The following is a 15,568-nucleotide window of genomic DNA, read 5'->3' as shown; positions in this document are numbered from 1 at the left end:
GAAATGACGATCACTACGTTCGATACCCACTCTGCCGTCAAGCAACTGCGCGCCGTCGGCGTCGACGACCTGCAGGCGGAAACGCTGGTTGACGTGATCAGGAATGCGATTGGCGAGCGAGTCACCAGAGCCGATCTCGAACCGCTCGCGACGAAGGAGTTCGTGCGCGCCGAGATTGCCGGCGTGGATACCAAGATCGCCGGCCTGCGCACCGTGGTTGCGGGTCTCGAAGCCCGGCTGTTCCGACACCTGTGGGTGATGGCCGCCGGCATCGTCGGCGCCACGTTCACCCTGCTAAAGCTCTTCCCGTAGAATCCCGCGCGTGACTGTCGCTGCGCCACTCCGCGAGCTCGCCGCTCTCTTCCTTCGCCTCGGCGTCACCGCGTTCGGCGGCCCCGCCGCGCACATCGCGATGATGCGCGACGAGGTGGTCGACCGTCGGCGGTGGCTCTCCGACAAGGAGTTCCTGGACTTGGTAGCGGCGACCAACCTGATTCCGGGTCCGAACTCCACCGAGCTGGCGATCCACCTCGGTTACCGGCGCGGGGGCCTCGCGGGGCTCGCCCTGGCCGGCGTCTGTTTCATCCTGCCGGCCGCGCTGGTCGTGGGCTGCATCGCCTGGGCCTACGCACGCTACGGTACGACGCCGCAGGTCGGGTGGCTGATGTACGGCATCGGGCCGGTGGTCATCGCCATCGTCGTGCAGGCGCTCGTGAAGCTGGGGCAGGCGGCGCTGAGCCGCTGGGTGTATGCGCCGGTCGGCGCCGCCGCGGTGGTCGCGGCGCTCGCCGGCGTGAACGAGCTGGCGGTGCTGGCGGCGGGCGGCGCGATCGGACTCGCGCTGGCCGTGCGGCCGAGCGGACCGGGAAGCAGCGCGGCAGTCCTTGCCTGGCTGATCGCGCTCCCGGCAGCGCTGGCGCACCTGCTGCGGGGCGCGGCCGCGGCGGCAACGCAGGCCGGCGCGACGGCGGGAGCTGCCGCGGGCGGCCTGGCGGCGGCAACGGGCGCCGCGGTCCCCTTCACCCTCACCGGGCTGGCGCTGTTCTTCCTGAAGGTCGGCTCCGTCCTGTTCGGCAGCGGCTACGTCCTGCTCGCCTTCCTGCGGGCCGACCTGGTGGAGCGCTGGGGCTGGCTGACCGACCAGCAGCTCATCGACGCCATCACCGTCGGGCAGGTCACGCCCGGGCCGGTCTTCACCACCGCGACGTTCATCGGCTACCTGCTCGGCGGCTGGGCCGGCGCCGCGCTGGCGACCGCGGCGATCTTCGCGCCGGGGTTCTTCTTCGTCGCCGTGACCCAGCCGCTGATCCCGCGGCTGCGCGCATCGCGGGCGCTGGGCGGCTGCCTCGACGGCGTGGTGGCCGCCTCGCTCGGCCTGATGGCGGCGGTCACCTGGCAGTTGGCGCGGGCCGCGGTGGTCGACCTGCCCACGGCGCTGATCGTGGTCGCGGCAGCGGCGGCCCTGTTCCTTTGGCGGCCCAACTCGACCTGGCTGATTCTGGGCGGCGCGGCCGCCGGCTGGCTGCTCGGAAGTTAGCGGCAGCCCGCAACCGATCAACGGCGGGTGGACGAGGCCGCCGGCGGCGCTTCCGGCGCACGCTCCAGCGACATCTTGAGCACGCGGCTCCGCCCCGTGCGCCCGCCGTGATCGCTGGACATCTGCGACGCTACGCGACGGGCGATCCGGGCCACGTCGACCAGTCCCGCCTGGCCGGCGACGAAAACGCCGTGAAGGCGGCGGCACTCCTCGGTCAGATCGCGATCGAGGGCCGCGAGCGCCGCGGCCCACGGCTCGTCGCGGTGGGCGAGCAGATCGATGCTGCGCAAGAGCTCCTGGAGGATCTCGATGTCGTGCAGCCGCCCCAGCGAGTCCTGTATCTTCTTGAGCCGAGCCACCGCGTCGGCCGTGTCCGTCTCGCCGGTCTCTGACGCCAGCTCGAGGCCGTAGCGCAGTTTCTTCGCTGCGATACGGACCTCGTGGACGCGTTCGGAGACGTACATCGGGCCCGCCTCGGCGACGGCATCCCGCAGCCGGTCGGCCCGCTCGCTCAACCGTTCGGCGAGGACCAGCGCCCACGCGTCGGTGGCATCCCGCATGCCGATGGCCTTGAGCACCTCCGCGACGTCCCGCGCCACCTTCCGCAACCAGGCCGGCTTCAGGCGAGCCCGCATCCGTTCGCGCTGCCGCTCCCGTTCCTCCTGCACCCGCTGCCGAAGGCGGCTGGCAGCCGCCGGCTGCGCCCGTCCGGCCCGCTCCACCTCGTCGACCAGGCCGAGGGCGACGTCCAGCTCGCGCACCGCCCCGAGCGCTCCACCCAACTGCCGCACGCGCTTGCGAGCCCGCGATGCTATGCGCACCCCGAGCTCGGCGTCGCACAGCGGCAGCAGCTCGCGCAACCGCCGGGTCGCCACGCGGCACTGGTGGAGCGGCTCGACCGCGCCCTCCGTGGTCGGACGCAGGTGCCGCAGCAACGCCCGGACACGGCGCTCGAGCGGACGCTTCAGGACATGGGGACCGGTCATGCTACGATGGCCCGTTTCACCGGCAAACGTATGAGTATAGTGAAGTTTCCGGCGCCGTTCGCAAGACCGTCACACGACATTCGCCTTCCATTCGAACCGTGCGCATAGCGGCCATCGACATCGGCACCAACTCCGTCCACATGATCGTGGTGCAGGTGCGGCCCGATCACTCGTTCGAGATCGTCGACCGCGAGAAGGAGATGGTCCGTCTCGGCGCGGGCGGGCTCGGCGGGCGGGCCCTGACGGAGCTGACGATGCGCTCGGCCCTGCAGGCGCTGACGAAGTTCAAGCGACTGGCCGAATCGCACGAGGTGGACGAGGTCGTCGCGGCCGCGACCAGCGCGGTGCGGGAGGCCGAGAACGGCCGCGAGTTTCTCGCTGCGATTCGCCAGCGAACCGGGATCGAGGCCCGCGTCATCTCCGGCACCGAAGAGGCCCGCCTCATCCACCGCGCCGCGGTCTACGGCGTGGACGTCTCCGACGGCGCGGCGCTCGTCATCGACATAGGCGGCGGCAGCGTCGAGCTGACGCTGGGGCGATCGTCGCAGGTACGCGTCGCCCACAGCCTGAAGCTGGGCGTCATCCGGCTGACCGAGCGATTCGTGCACAGCGATCCGGTTACCGGAGCGGACGAGCGGCGCATGGTGAGCTACATCACCGAGGTGCTGACGCCGATCACCGAGAAGATCCGCAGCCGCGGTTTCGCCCGCGTCGTCGGGACGTCGGGCACCATCCTCAGCCTCGGCGCGCTGGCAGTCGGGGAAGGCCGGGCGGTCGGCTCCGACGCGCTGCGCAACCGGCGGGTTAGCCTCAAGCAACTGCGGCGTGTTCGGCGCGACCTGACGGCGCTGGATCTCGCCGGGCGCATCGGCATTCCGGGGCTCGATCCGCGGCGCGCGGACCTGGCCGTCGCCGGCTCCATCCTCATCTGCACGATGCTGCGGCTGCTCGGTGCACGCGAGCTGACTCTCTGCGATCTGGCTCTGCGCGAGGGACTGGCGCTGGACTACATCCACCGCAACCGAGCCCACATCGCCCGGGTGGAGCAGTACCCCGACGTGCGGCGGCGCAGCGTCATCGAGCTGGCCGAGCGCTGCAACTACAGCGAGCCGCATGCCCGTCAGGTCGTGCGGATGGCGCTGGCGCTGTTCGACCAGACCTCGTCGATCCACGGCCTGGGCGCACGCGAGCGCGAGTGGCTGGAATACGCGGCGATACTCCACGACATCGGCGTCCACATCAGCTACAGCCGGCACCACAAGCACTCCTGCTATCTGATCATGAACGGCGACCTGCGCGGGTTCGAGCCGCAGGAGATCGAGGTCATGGCGCTGGTCGCGCGCTACCACCGCCGGGGGCTTCCCAAACGCTCCCACGGGGGCTACGGCGACCTCTCGGGAACGCGCCGGCGCACGGTGAGGACATTGGCGGCGATGCTGCGCGTGGCCGAAGGACTGGACCGGAGCCACGCGCAGAGCGTCGCCGCGGTCGCCGTCGCCGCGGGCGCGCACGACTGCCTGCTGAAGCTGACGCCGGCAGGCGACACCGAGCTGGAGCTCTGGGCCGCTCAGCGCAACGCAGGACCGCTGGAGTCCGTGCTGGGCCGCATCGTCCGCTGCGAGGTCGACGCGAAGCGCCGGCGGCAGCCGGGACGCGGCGGGACGGCAGCGGGACGGCGGCGGCAACCCGTCCCCCCAGGCGCCGCGACACCCCGGCGCCGGGCGGCGGCGCGTGGGGCCGACGACCCCGACACCCCGGCCTGACGCACGAAGGCGCGACGATCTACAATCCGGCGAGTTCGTTCGACGCGACGGCGCCCGACGCCGCCCGCGCGCATCCGCATCCAGGAGACGTCGTGCCCGAAGAGCGGCGTTGCGTACATTGCCGGCGGCGCCCGATCGACCCGCGGTGGCGGCCGTTCTGCGGAGAGCGTTGCAGGCTCCTCGATCTGGGCAACTGGATCGGCGAGCGCTACCGGGTGCCGAGCGAATCGACGGCGGCCGAGGATCATGATCCGATCGGCGGTGACCGGGGCTCCTGAACGGAGCGCCCCGCGGTCCGACCGAGCTATCCGGGGGAGCGACAGGCAGGCATGAGCGATACGCTGACCATCACCGACAACCGCACCGGCAAGCAGTACGAGATCCCGATCGTCGACGGGACGATCCGCGCGATCGACCTGCGGCAGATCAAGGTCGATCCCGAGGAGTTCGGGATGATGTCGTACGACCCGGCGTACCTCAACACCGCCAGTTGCCGCAGCCGGATCACGTTCATCGACGGCGACCGGGGGATCCTTCGTTACCGCGGCTATCCGATCGAGCAGCTCGCCGAGCGGAGCACCTTTCTCGAAACGGCGTGGCTGCTCGTCAACGGCGAGCTGCCGACGCCGGCCGAGCTCGACGCCTGGACCGCGGAGATCGACCGCCACGCACTGAACGGGCGTTCGGCGCTCGATTCGCACGTGCAAGCGCTCATGGGAGGCTTTCCGGAAGGCTCCCATCCGATGGGCATGTTTCTCGCCGCCGTCGGGGCGCTCTCCACCTTCTTTCCCGAAGCGAAGCAGGTGCTCGACGCCGAGACCCGGCGGACACAGATGGCCCGGCTGATCGCGCTCGCCCCCGGCGTGGCCGCCTACGCCTGCCGGCGCAGCACGGGACGCCCCTACGTGGCGCCCGATCCCGGCCTCGGCTATACCGGCACCTTCCTCAGCATGCTCTACAAGGAAGAGGGGCAGGCCTACGCACCGCATCCGGCCCTCGAGCGCGCCCTCGACGTCCTGTTCGTCCTGCACGCCGACCACGAGCAGAACTGCAGCACCAGCGCGATGCGCAGCATCGGCAGCTCGCAGGCCGACCCGTTCGCGTCGCTTGCGGGCGCCGCGGCGGCGCTGTACGGCCCGTTGCACGGCGGCGCGAACGAGGCGGTCCTGCGCATGCTGCGCGAGATCGGCTCGGTGGACGCCATTCCGGCATTCATCGGCCGCGTCAAGAGCGGCGAGGGCCGCCTGATGGGTTTCGGCCATCGCGTCTACAAGTCCTACGACCCGCGCGCGAAGGTAATCAAGAAGACCGCCTACGAGGTCTTCGAAGTGACCGGCCGCAATCCCCTGCTCGACGTGGCGCTCGAGCTGGAGAAGATTGCCCTGGAGGACGATTACTTCGTCAAGCGCCGCCTCTACCCCAACGTCGACTTCTATTCCGGCCTGATCTACGAGGCGATGGGGTTCGACGCAGGCATGTTCCCGGTGCTGTTCGCGATCGGCCGCACCGCCGGCTGGGTCGCCCAATGGCAGGAGATGCTCGAGGACAAGGAGCAGAAGATCACCCGCCCCCGGCAGCTCTACATGGGAGAGAACACGCGGGACTACGTCGGAGCCGATGCGCGCGGCTGATAGGTGACCACCATCGCCGTCACGTCGTCGTGCTGCGGCGCACCGGCGGTGAACCGCTCCACGCTGGCCAGGATCTCCTGCAGGCGGGGCTCGCACGCGGAACCGGTCGTGTCGGCCAGGCACTCGAGGAGCCGGTCGTCGCCGTACTCCTCTTCGTCGCCGTTCATCGCCTCCGAGACCCCGTCGCTGAAGAGCACGACGTAGTCGGCCGGCTGCAGGACCGCCGTTCCCTCCTCGAACGGGACGCCGTCGAAGAGACCGACCACCATCCCGCCGGTGTCGAGGCGCGAGACGCCGCTCGCCGTCACCAGCACCGGCGCGTTGTGCCCCGCGTTGCAGTAGACCAGCCTGCCGTCGGGGTGCAGCACCGCGTAGAAGAGCGTCACGAAGCGTCCCTGAACGCCGCGGCGGACGAGGGCGGTGTTCACCGTGGTCATCGTCGCCGCGGGTCCCGCCCCGACGCAGCCCTCGGCCGCGAGCGAACCCTGCATCAAGGCGGCAAGCAGCGCCGCGGGCGGCCCCTTGCCGGCAACGTCGCCGAGGGCGAAGGCGAGCGCTCCGTCGGGCCGATCGATATAGTCGAAGAAGTCGCCGCCGATGGACCGGCACGGCAGCGTAGCGGCCGCCGCCTCGAAGAACCCGCCGGACCGCTGCCGCTTCGGCAACAGCGCCTGCTGGATCTCCGCCGCCGTCTGCAGCTCGCGCTCCAGCTTCGCGTTCTCGAGCGCGGCACGGTACAGCTCGGCGTTCTGAATCGCGACCGCCGCCTCGTTGGCCAGGGTTTCGAGAGCTCCCTCCGTGCCCGGCGAAAGCAGCTTCGCCTTGTCGCGGCTGTCGAGGTACAGCACGCCGATCCGCTGTTGCCGCTCCCCCCCGGCCGGCGCGGCGTCCGCCGCGTCCGAGAACCGCATCAAGCGGAGCGGCACGCAGAGCACGTGCCGTATTCCCAGCGCCACCGTCCCGACGTGCACATTGGCGAGGTCGCCGTCCAGCAGATCGGCCTCGATCCGCGTCCGGCCCGTGCGGAAGACCTCCTCGGGGATCTTGCGGCTGGTTTCGAAGCCGCTGCCGGGCAGGGTCCGCCGGCCCCGTGCCCGCGCCAGCTTCAGCTCCAGCGCGCCGTCCCCGTTCGCGAGCATGATGAACCCGCGCTCGGCGCCGCTCACCGCGATGGCCGAGTCCATGACCAGCACCAGCACGTCGTCCAGGACGCGTGCGGAGCTCAGTGCGCGAAGTCCCTCCAGCAACACCGCCACCTGCCGCAGATCGGTTGCCGCGGCGAATCCCTCGGCTGCGTTGCGGGCGGTCGCCGGCGCCGTCGCACCCGCCAGGCGGAAGACGAGCTCGGCGCCCCCGCTGCGGCCGAGCCGGATCCGATCGCCGTCGGCCAGCGTCCGCTCGGTCACCGGCTCGTCGTTGAGAAACGTGCCGTAGCGTGAACCACGGTCGCGGAGCGCGTAGCCGGCACCGTCCTCGACGATCTCCGCGTGATCTCGGGACACCTCGGCATACGGCAGCACGAGGTCGCTCTCGGCACGACGACCGAGCAGAAAAGGAACCTTGTCGATGCGCACTCGCCGTTGCGCCGCGCCGGTCAGTTCGAGTCGGGCGTCTTCCATACGCGCGTCATCCGGTCACGAACGGACCCGCGGCGCCTCAGCCGAGCCGCAGCCGCCATGCCAGCAATCCCCCGGCGCAGGCCAGCATCAGCCAGACGAGGGGCGCCGGCGGCCGGCCGCGCACGAGCTCGCCGACGAAGAAGAGAATCACGCCCAGGAACACGACCGCGAGGAACAGGGCGGACCAGCGGCGCCGGGCGGGATCGTCGACCGACGCCGGCTCACGTTCGCGCGCGGTGGTCGCGGCGCCGCACTTGTAGCAGATGAGCGCGTTGTCGGCGATTTCCTGCCCGCAGGTGTCACAAATCATGCGTACCGTCCGTTTCGTTCAGCGCCCGCCGTCGAGAAGGCGCATGTCCCGCGAAACCCGCGCGAGCTCCAGAAGGAGGCGCTCCAGCTCGGCTGCGTAACGCGCGGGGGCCAGAGTCGCCCGGGTCGCGCGCAGTTCCTCTATCTCGACCTCCAGCGCCGCGCGGCGAGCCGCCAGGCGGTCCATCTCCCCGCCCTGGGCCGTCGCGACGTCATCCACGCCGGCGCCTACGTACGCCGCGGCCGACAAGCCGGCGCGCGGGCCGTCCTCCACTTCGCCGGCCTCGATCCCGAATCCGTCGCCGGTGTCGTCGAGGAGCGCACGCTCGGTCGCGAGCCGTCCGCGCTCCTGGTACCAGCGCCGCACCCCGGCGCTCGCGTAGACGAAGGCCTCCCACACGGAGACGCGGCCATTGCGGTCGACGTCGCCGGCGGCGCCGACGAACGCCCGGATGAGAAACTCGGGAAACACCGTCGCGTAGCGCTGGACGGGCGACTCGGTCGCCGTGATCACGATACGACCGCCCTTCGCCAGCGAAGCGAGGAAGGGTGCGCTGGCCGCCGAGGTGTTGACGAAGACCAGCCGCCCGGGCAGCGGCTCCACCAGGGCGGCCCACTGCGCGGCGGTCAGATCCGGTCCGACGAGGTTGAACTTGGCGTCCTGCCCGTCGAAGGTCCCGTGGCCGAGGAGGAGCACGAACAACACGGACTGCCCGTCCATGCGCCCGGCGAGCTCCCGGATGGCATCCTGCACGCCCTCGCGCGACGCGCAGCCGACGCCGGCGCCTGCGGTCTCCGCGAGCAGCAGCAGGCGGTCGTCGCGAAACCCCGGCTGGGCGCGCAGGGCCGCGACGAGGCCGGTCCGCCAGCGGTCGTAGCGCTCGGCGTACTCCGGGCCTCCCGACGCACCGGATACGATGAGCGTGAAGGAGTCGCGGGCTTCAGCCGGACCGCGCACCGCCAGCAGCAACAACGCCGCGACGCCCGCCCGCCACCTGCGTCCGATCATCGCATACCCCACAGGCGACGCAGCGACCACTCCACGGCGAGCAGCAGGACCAGTGAGATGAACACCACTGAATGATGCCAGACTTCGCGCGTGACGGTCCGCTCAGCCGTCGGGGCCGCGGCCCGCAGCCGATCGGGCAGGTCGTCGAGCCGGTCCGCTTCCAGGTGGACACCCCCGCCGGCCTCGGCGGCCCGCCGCAGCAGATCCGCGTTCAGCCACGGATCCTCCAGTTCCGGATCGGCGCCGCCCACCAGCACCCAGTCGCGCCGGCTGCCCAGTGCGTCCCCGTCGCGAGAGACGGCCACGTCGATGCGGTGCACACCGGCCGACAATGGGGGCGTGGAGACACCGTAGTCTCCCGCGCCGCGCGCGACCGCCGGCGCTTCCTCCAGTCGCGGCTCTCCGGCGGGACCCCGCACGCTCACGCGCGCGGCGGCCCCGTCCACGGACCGGAACTCGTCGTCGCGCACCGAGACGTCCACGCGCAGGGAATCGCCTGCCGCGTCCCCGCCGCGCGTGGTCACCGCGATCGAATCGACGGCGCCGGCCGTCAGCCAGCGCGCCGCCTGCCCCCAGAATCGCTCGTACGTCCGGTCCTCCGCGGGAAGCTGCATCCGCCAGCGCCACGTGGCGCGCCCCGCCAGGATCATCGACCGGCCGGCGCCATAGCGCTGGACGACGACGAGCGGCCGTGCGGAACCGGTCTCGGATGCGGTCAGCGCGAGCACGGCGGCACCCGGACGCACGGGACCGATACGCACGCTGCCGACCAGCGCCGGCGCCGCTCTCCACCGGTCCTCGGTCTCCTCGATGGTCGCCCCGAGGCGCAGCATGGAGTGGGCGAGGCCCGCCCTGGTCGGCGCGAGCCGGTCCGCACCGTCCTCATCGCGGCCCGCGTCGGTCAGACCCAACCGGTCCACGAGCCGCGCGGGGAGCACCGGCTCGAGAGAGGAGCCGAGATAGCCTCGCCGGCGCAAGCTGGCCGGACCGAACAGCAGCAGGCCGCCGCCGCGCTCCGCAACGAACTCCGCCGTCATGTCGAGTTGTTCCGGTCGAAAGAACTCCGCCTCCAGGTTGGCGAGCACCACGCCGTCGTACCGGAACAACGCCGCGCGCGTCCGCGGGTAGCCGGCGGCGAGCGCGGCGGTCCGCGCCGGGTCTCCCTGCACGTAGAAGGTCTGCTCTCCCTGCTCGTTCTGCCCCTTGCGCACCACGGCATCGAAAGTGATGCCTGGATCGGCCAACCACGCGCGCTTGAGGAAGCTGTGTTCGTAACCGGGCGATCCCTCGACGAGCAGCAGGCGGCGCGGCCTCTCGGGCGGTCGCACCAGGACCTGCCGGCGGTTGTTCCCGGACACCAGCTCCGCCGCGTCGACCGGCACCTCCACCGTGTACACGGTCGCCAGCACCGGATCGGGCGCCACCCGGAACACGGCCACGGTCGGCGCCCCGTCCCGCGCCGGCCGCACCCGGCGCATGTCCACCAGACGCCCGCCGGCGCTCAGTCGGACGTCGAAGGGCGCGTCCTCCAACCCGCGGCTCACGATGGTCGCCATCACATCGACCACCGAGCCGGCCCCGACCGGCTGCCCGGACTCCAGTGCGGTGACCTCCCGGTCCGGCCCGGGCAACGGGTCGCCGACGCCCAGCGTGTAGACCGGCGCCGGCAGCCGTGCGGCAACCGCGGCCACGTCGTTCCGCCCGGTGGCAACGCCGTCGGAAACGACGACGACGCCCGCGATGGCCCGCCCGCCGAGCCGGGTCGGAACGGCGTCGAGGGCGCCGGCCAGATCCGACCGCGACGCACCGGCCACGAGCGCCCCTACGTCGACCGGGGCCAGCGTCTCGCCGAACCCCAGCACCTCCACGTCGAACGCTTCGCCCAGCGCGGGGAGCAGACGATCCCGGACGAGCTCTCGGGCGTGATCGATTCGCGGGCCGCCGCCGGCATCCGGAATGGCCATGCTGCGCGAGTGATCGACCAGAATGGCCACGACGCCGTCGCCGGGCGGGGCGGGCTCTGTGCGGAGCGGCCGCAACAGCAGAAGCAGCACGACAAGGAGAGCGCACAGGCGCAAGGCCGTCAGAAGCACTCGCTGGGGCAGGGTCAGATCGACGGGCGGCCGGGCATAGACCCACCACGCGGCGACCACCGCCGCCAGCACCGCGGCCGCAACGCCCCACCCGGGAATCGGCACGCCGATCTGCACGGGGTCAGCGTCCTATCCGGGTTCCCGCCGGGTTGGCGGCGGCTGGTCGGCGAGTGCGCGGTAGTAGCGGTCGACGAGCGCGCGGTAGCCCTCCGGCGCCGCCTCACGAGCACCGACGTCCAGACGCCCCTCGGTCCTGGCTGCCTGCAACGCCCGCGTGCGTTCCGCCTCGAAGGCCTCAATCGCGCGCCGGACGCCGCCGCGCAGACTCTCCCACGCCGCGAAGTCCTGCCCGGAGGCCTGCAATGCGGGCCCACCGCCGTCGGGACGCTGCCCCGCCCAGCGGGCCAGATCCTCGAGAACCCCGGGCCGGGCCGTCCGGAGTGCTTCGGCCAGGCCGGGCAGCCGCTCCAGCCGGCGAAGCAACTCCTGCGCGGCTTCCCGGATGGCCGCCGGCTCGCGCCCGGCCCCGTCTGCCGGTTCCGGGGAACGACCGGCCGGATCGGATCCTGCTTCGCCGGCCTGCGCCGGCTCCGTGCCGAGGCGCGCCAGACGCGCCTCCAGCACCGCCAGGCTCTGCCGCACCTCCTCGGCCGCCTCGAGTTCCTCCGCGAGTCGCCGGCCGTCGTCGGACGCCGCGTCACCGCTCGCGGCGGCCAACTCCCGTTCGAGGTCGCGCAGTCTGTCGAGCGCCCGGCGTCCCTGCTCGGCCGCCTCGGCCACGTCGCCGCGCTGCAACTCGGCCAGCGCCCGCCGCATCGGCTCGCCGGCTGCGCGTGCGCCCCGATTGTTCGATTCGGAGGACGCGGACGATCCGAGCGACCCGACCGACGCGGACGGTGTCGAAGAACCGGACGCGGACGACCCCGACAAGTCGGACGATTCCGACGAGGTCGTGGAGCGGCGCGAACCGCTCCTCGCCGAGCGCGCGTCGATCTCCTGCTCGAGCGCTTCCGTCCGTTCCCTCAGCTCCTCCTGCTCCCGCGTGAGTCGGGCGAGGACACGCGCCGCCTCCTCCTCGCCGAGCGCATCACGCCGCCGCTCCAGGTCATCCTGCGCACGGCCCAGCGCGGCCTGACGTTCCGCCAGCTCCCGCACGCGGCGCAACGCGTCGCTCTCGGCGCTCGATTCGGCCGGCGGCGAGGAGGTCCGGTTCTCGTAGTTGGTCTCCTGCTCGCGGCGCAGGTCGCGGTCGAAGAGCGCCGACAGGTCTTCCTGCGGCTGCCACGCCGTCGACCGGCCGTTGCCGCCGCGCGAGACTCGTGTGCGGCGGATCGCCGCCTGCGCACGCAGAAGCGACGCCAGCGCCTCCATCTCGAAGGGCAGGGCCGCACCGGTCGAGGCCGCGCGCAACGCCTCCTCCGCGCGCGCCATCGCGTCCACCGCGGCGGCCAGCGCCCGCCGCTCGGCCCGCGCATCGCGCCGCTGCACCATCCGGGCCGCGGCCCCGAGCGTGGTCTGGCGCAACTCCGCCTGCGCGTTCGCCACCGCCAGAAGATCGCCGTCGTCCGCCGCCAGATCGGTCCGGCCGTCCAGCCTCCAGGTCGCAGCGATGATCTCCTTCTGCACGGCGGCGAGCTGCCCCACCGTGCCGGCGTCCATGGACAGCGACGACTGGCTCGGCGCATCCTCGAACTCCCGCTCGAACGGCCTCACCTCCAGGAAGTAGATGTCGCTCCGGGTCTCGCGAACGCGCGCCGGGTTGGCGTCGCCCGCCCGCAGGTAGTAGCTGACGACATCGCCGGGCGAGACGTTGAGGTCCTCGGCGTAGAGGGTGTGCGCGCCGGTCCCGCGGGCCGCCGGCTCGTCCCCGAGCAGATCGACGATGCGCTCGGCGCCCCCGGCGACGGCGTACACGAGATCGAACCGGGCGAGCGCGAAATCGTCCTCGGCGACCGCTTCGATCACCACCTCCTCGAGCGGCGTGATCTCGCGATCGCCGCCGGGTCGGCGGACCTCGACGAGCGGAGCGGCGTCCGTCAGAGCGCGAATGACATACTCGACGGCGCCCCGGTTCGACAGGCCGTCCGCGTCCAGGAGCACCACGTGGTAGGCATCGTCGCGGGTCACCTCGAACGACGCCGACAACGACGCCGGCGCCGCGCTGCGCAACGGCAGAACACCGCCTGCCGCCAACCGCAGCGAGCCCTCGCGGACCGGCTTGTCGGCATGCACCGTGAGCGTCACGACCGTGCCGTCCGGTGCGAACACGTCACCGCTGTCGACCTCGACGCGGGGAGCGAGTCCCGTGAACGCAGGGTAGGCGTACGCGACGTCGATTCGCTCCACCCGAGGCGCCTGCAGGACAGTGACCGGGTAGAGCTCGGATTCGAGCGTCGCGGCGGTGACACGGTAGGTGAAGCTCCGGGCCGCGGGCGGCAGCGTGGCCGCGTATCCGTCGCCGCGGGGTTGCATGTCGAGGGTAGTGCGCCCGCCGTCGCCGTCGATGACGTTCACCCGCGGAGCCGATCGTCCGAAGGCTCCCGGCGTGTCGGAGAGACGCGCCCGCACTTCCAGGGGCTCGCCCGCGGCCAGTCGCGCCTCTCCCGGCTCGACGGTCAGCGTCGCGCCGAACGGCGCCGCGTAAAGCCACGCGCTGCGGGCGATCCGCTCCACCGCATCGGCGCCGAGAAGCAGCAGGGTCGCCAGCGCCGCCGTGGCGCCGACTCCGCCGGCGACAGCCCGCCGAACCGTCCGTGCGGCAACCACACGGTCGGGATCGACGCCGCGCGCAAGGCGCGCCGCATCGTCCAGCACCCGACCGCCGAAGGACGACGGGGTCTCGCCGAGATCGATGGCGCTGGCCAGGCGGTCCTGCAACTCGGAACACCGCTCTTCGACATAGCGCGCCACCCGGCCGTCCGAAGGGCCGCGCCGCAGGGGCCAGAGGGTCCGCACGGAGAAAGCGGCGGCCGCGCCCGCCGCGCAGGCGGCGAGCACCGCCAGGACGAGGTCGGACGGCGCGAGCAGGCGGTCGACGCCGAGGACCAGGGCCAGCGCCAGCAAGGCCGCGGAAGCAGCACGAGCCACCGCGCGCATGACGCGCGCCGCCATCCACCGCCGGCGCACCGATCCCAGCAGCGCAGCGATCTCGGCCAGGCTCGACGCGCTCGCGGAGCGGCCCCTGATCACGCCCCGATTATAGCCGTGCCGATCGCTCCCCATTCCAGCTCCCGTGACGGAAAGAACCCGGCTCAGGCCATGGTCCGCCCGAGCCAGGCTTCGCCGACCAGCAGGACCGCCGCCGCCAGGACGACGTACCACCAGAGCGACTGCTCGGCCTCGCGCGCCGCGCCGTCGGCCAGCGGAAGCGCGCCGGACGCGCCGGTGGGCGCGGCGCCGAGACGCGCCAGGAATCCATCGGGCGTCAGGGGCCGGGGTTCGGACTCGCGGGGATCCACGTTGACGGCGACGCGGCGCCCGGAGGCAGGATCCGTCGCCACGCCCGGCAGACGCGACATGCCGCCGGGGACTTCACTTGGAAGCAGATCGCGCGGCGCCGGCGGCGGACCGGCCAGATAGCGGACGATCTCCTGCACGAAGGGCACGAAGCCCGGATGGCGCGGAAAGTCGTTCCATTCCATGCCGAGGTCGGAGGCAAGGACCAGCGCGCGACCGTCTCCGCGGCCGTACTCGATCAGCGCCGGGTCGCCCTGATCGAAGCGGGCCAGAACGCGCGGGGAGCGGTCGGCGCCAGCCGGGACGTCCGCAGGCCCGGAAAGGAGGATGGGAGCCATGCGCGTGAATCGCACGCGTCCCAGCGTCGCAACGAGGTCCCCGAACGGCCGAAACACCGGATGCCGCGGATCCATGACGGCGAGCCGGCGGCCGGCGCCGTCCGGAACGGCCCCCACCGGCATCTCGACGCCGAGATCGACCGATTCGCCGAGCAGGTCGCGGACCAGGCGCGGATCGATCCCCGGCCCGACCACCAGGAGCAGACCGCCGCCATTCTCGACGAACGCGGCGATGCGTATCCGCCCCGAACGGCTCAGGCCGTCCGTACCGGTGACCACGATCACGTCTCCCGCCTCCCCGGCCGACGGGAGCGACGCGGGCAGCGCACCAGGGGCTAGCGGCGTGACCTCGAACGGCCGGGATGCCGGCGCGACGGCGAGCGCCTGGGCCAGATAGAACGCCCCCGCGTCGAGCGTCCCGCCGTTGACGACGACCCGCACGCCGGCCGGAGTCGCCCCATCGAGCAACGCGTAGCGGGTATCGTCCCACCGGTACCCGTACCGGTCCGTCACGCTGACCGCCGCGACCCGGCTCTCGGTCGCGGGCAGCTCCCAGCGCACCTCGTTCCCACCGGGCAGCAACGTCACCGGCCGCCGCCCGACCTCGCGACCGTCGACCTCAAGTGTCGCTTCGGACTCGGCCGGCGCAGATCCCGTGTTCAGAATGGTGACGCCAAGCTCCTCCGCGTCCGCGCCGACGGCGGTCACGGCCAGATTGCGCTCCACCGGCGCCACGGCGGCGACCTCCACGCTCACCCCCTCCGGGATCGCCGCCCGGGCGTCTTCGGGCCAACCGCTCGCCTGCAGGTCGGTGACCACGACGACCC

The 15,568-nt window shown here is 72.2% G+C and carries 11 protein-coding genes; 5 read left to right on the top strand and 6 right to left on the bottom strand.

The features are described from left to right. Nucleotides 1–3 precede the first annotated feature (3 nt). Nucleotides 4–312: a DUF1640 domain-containing protein gene (locus F4X11_13335; GenBank protein MYN65997.1), complete on the top strand. Its 309-nt coding sequence runs from the start codon at nt 4–6 to the stop codon at nt 310–312. Nucleotide 313: 1 nt separating this feature from the next. After that, nucleotides 314–1,537 (top strand): chromate efflux transporter, encoded by a 1,224-nt coding sequence (chrA, locus tag F4X11_13330; GenBank protein MYN65996.1) that lies wholly within the window; start codon nt 314–316, stop codon nt 1,535–1,537. 17 nt (nt 1,538–1,554) lie between these two features. Here chrA and F4X11_13325 read toward each other — a convergent pair whose 3' ends face one another. Further along, on the bottom strand, nt 1,555–2,523 hold the full coding sequence (locus F4X11_13325; protein ID MYN65995.1) for a CHAD domain-containing protein: 969 nt from the start codon (nt 2,521–2,523) through the stop codon (nt 1,555–1,557). Nucleotides 2,524–2,621: 98 nt separating this feature from the next. Between F4X11_13325 and F4X11_13320 the strand changes: the two genes are divergently transcribed. From F4X11_13320 to F4X11_13310, 3 genes are all read left to right on the top strand, one after another. Beyond that, nucleotides 2,622–4,286: a Ppx/GppA family phosphatase gene (locus tag F4X11_13320; GenBank protein MYN65994.1), complete on the top strand. Its 1,665-nt coding sequence runs from the start codon at nt 2,622–2,624 to the stop codon at nt 4,284–4,286. 92 nt (nt 4,287–4,378) lie between these two features. Then, nucleotides 4,379–4,564: a DNA gyrase inhibitor YacG gene (locus tag F4X11_13315; protein MYN65993.1), complete on the top strand. Its 186-nt coding sequence runs from the start codon at nt 4,379–4,381 to the stop codon at nt 4,562–4,564. Nucleotides 4,565–4,615: 51 nt separating this feature from the next. Continuing rightward, the gene (locus tag F4X11_13310; GenBank protein MYN65992.1) at nt 4,616–5,917 is read left to right on the top strand and encodes a citrate synthase; all 1,302 of its coding nucleotides are present in this window, start codon (nt 4,616–4,618) and stop codon (nt 5,915–5,917) included. On the opposite strand, the gene F4X11_13305 is transcribed toward F4X11_13310, so the two are convergent. The 5 genes from F4X11_13305 to F4X11_13285 are packed head-to-tail and all read right to left on the bottom strand — an operon-like array spanning nt 5,890 to nt 14,136. Beyond that, complete coding sequence (locus F4X11_13305) at nt 5,890–7,536, bottom strand: SpoIIE family protein phosphatase (GenBank protein MYN65991.1); 1,647 nt, start codon at nt 7,534–7,536, stop codon at nt 5,890–5,892. The genes F4X11_13310 and F4X11_13305 overlap by 28 nt on opposite strands. Before the next feature lie 37 nt (nt 7,537–7,573). Then, nucleotides 7,574–7,846, bottom strand: a complete 273-nt coding sequence (locus F4X11_13300) for a hypothetical protein (GenBank protein ID MYN65990.1) — start codon at nt 7,844–7,846, stop codon at nt 7,574–7,576. Between the two features lie 18 nt (nt 7,847–7,864). Beyond that, a complete protein-coding gene (locus F4X11_13295; GenBank protein MYN65989.1) occupies nt 7,865–8,854 on the bottom strand; it encodes a hypothetical protein in 990 nt (329 codons plus the stop codon). Continuing rightward, nucleotides 8,851–11,064 carry a hypothetical protein gene (locus F4X11_13290; protein MYN65988.1) on the bottom strand — a complete coding sequence of 738 codons (2,214 nt, stop codon included), beginning with the start codon at nt 11,062–11,064 and terminating at the stop codon, nt 8,851–8,853. Before F4X11_13290 ends, F4X11_13295 begins: the two co-directional genes overlap by 4 nt. Before the next feature lie 12 nt (nt 11,065–11,076). Continuing rightward, complete coding sequence (locus F4X11_13285) at nt 11,077–14,136, bottom strand: hypothetical protein (GenBank protein ID MYN65987.1); 3,060 nt, start codon at nt 14,134–14,136, stop codon at nt 11,077–11,079. Nucleotides 14,137–15,568 lie beyond the last annotated feature (1,432 nt).

This window comes from Acidobacteriota bacterium (assembly GCA_009861545.1).
Lineage (GTDB): Bacteria > Acidobacteriota > Vicinamibacteria > Vicinamibacterales > UBA8438 > WTFV01.
This window is presented reverse-complemented; position numbering and strand designations above follow the sequence as displayed.

Bases quoted from the DNA above. Each gene is read 5' to 3' on its own strand.
- F4X11_13295 (MYN65989.1), bottom strand. From the start codon at position 8,854: ATGATCGGACGCAGGTGGCGGGCGGGCGTCGCGGCGTTGTTGCTGCTG.
- F4X11_13335 (MYN65997.1), top strand. From the start codon at position 4: ATGACGATCACTACGTTCGATACCCACTCTGCCGTCAAGCAACTGCGC.
- F4X11_13305 (MYN65991.1), bottom strand. From the start codon at position 7,536: ATGGAAGACGCCCGACTCGAACTGACCGGCGCGGCGCAACGGCGAGTG.
- F4X11_13310 (MYN65992.1), top strand. From the start codon at position 4,616: ATGAGCGATACGCTGACCATCACCGACAACCGCACCGGCAAGCAGTAC.
- F4X11_13300 (MYN65990.1), bottom strand. From the start codon at position 7,846: ATGATTTGTGACACCTGCGGGCAGGAAATCGCCGACAACGCGCTCATC.
- F4X11_13325 (MYN65995.1), bottom strand. From the start codon at position 2,523: ATGACCGGTCCCCATGTCCTGAAGCGTCCGCTCGAGCGCCGTGTCCGG.